The organism is Bacteroides rodentium JCM 16496, assembly GCF_000614125.1.
Taxonomy (GTDB): Bacteria; Bacteroidota; Bacteroidia; order Bacteroidales; family Bacteroidaceae; genus Bacteroides; species Bacteroides rodentium.
In genome coordinates this window covers 1-1,140 of sequence record NZ_BAKJ01000140.1, presented here as the reverse complement: position 1 = coordinate 1,140, position 1,140 = coordinate 1, and the positions used below count along the sequence as shown (strand labels likewise).

The window sequence follows — 1,140 nt, the reverse complement described above, 5'->3', positions numbered from 1 at the left end:
CCGATGTAAGCAAGTTCCTGAAGCAGTTGCATGCCCAGGTATTGGAAAAGATGCTTGAAGGTGAAATGGATGCCCATTTGGGCTATGAAAAGAATTCTGTAGCCGGTAATAACAGTGGTAATTCACGCAATGGCAATTATCCAAAGAAAATCCAAACCGGACATGGAGAAGCTGTCATTTCTATTCCCCGTGACCGCAATGGGCAGTTTGAGCCGATAGCAGTGCCCAAGCATGAAAGCCGTGGACTCTCGATAGAAAAGCTTGTTATCTCCCTATATGCCAAAGGGATGAGTGTTTCTGATATAGAAGAAGAAATGCGTGAGATTTATGAAATAGAACTCTCTACGTCAGCCATTTCCATTATTACAAACAAGGTTAACCAGGCAGCTCAGGAATGGCAGAACCGCCCTTTGGATCCTGTTTATCTTATAGTCTGGATGGACGGTATCGTCTTCAAGGTACGGGATAACGGCAAGATCATAAACAAGACCGTTTATCTTTGTGTAGGACTGAAACAGAACGGCCTGAAGGAAGTTCTTGGCATGTGGGTAGGCAAATCGGAAAGTTCTTCTTTCTGGATGGGTGTCCTGACTGATTTAAAGGCACGTGGAGTACAGGATATATTGATTACCTGCACCGACAATCTGGATGGATTTACGGATACCATCCGGACCGTATTCCCACAATCATCCACTCAAATCTGTGTGGTACATCAAATCAGAAACTCCTGTAAATATGTCGTTTATAAGGATAAAAAAGAGTTTACGGCGGATATGAAATATGAAAAATATCTATAATGCACCCAACAAAGAGGTTGCTGCAGCGGAACTTGACAATCTGGAAAAGAAAATGGGGAGGAAAGTATCCTTATGCCATACTTTCATGGAGAAACAACTGGGATGACCTGACTGTTTTCTTCCAGTTCCCGCTGGAAATCAGAAAAATAATCTATACCACAAATCTCATTGAAAACCTGAACGGGAAAATCAGGAAGTATACAAAATCAATGCTTTCATTCCCTTCGGATGATGCCGTCAAAAAGACCGTCTATCTTTCACTTATGGAGATTGAGAAGAAATGGACACAGCCTATTCATAACTGGGGATTGATTATGAATCAATTTATGCTTATTTTTGAAAA

At 41.5% G+C, this 1,140-nt stretch carries 1 pseudogene; it reads left to right on the top strand.

Annotated elements, in window-relative coordinates:
* A pseudogene (locus JCM16496_RS24770) lies at positions 1-1,140 on the top strand (IS256 family transposase); the annotation flags it as partial.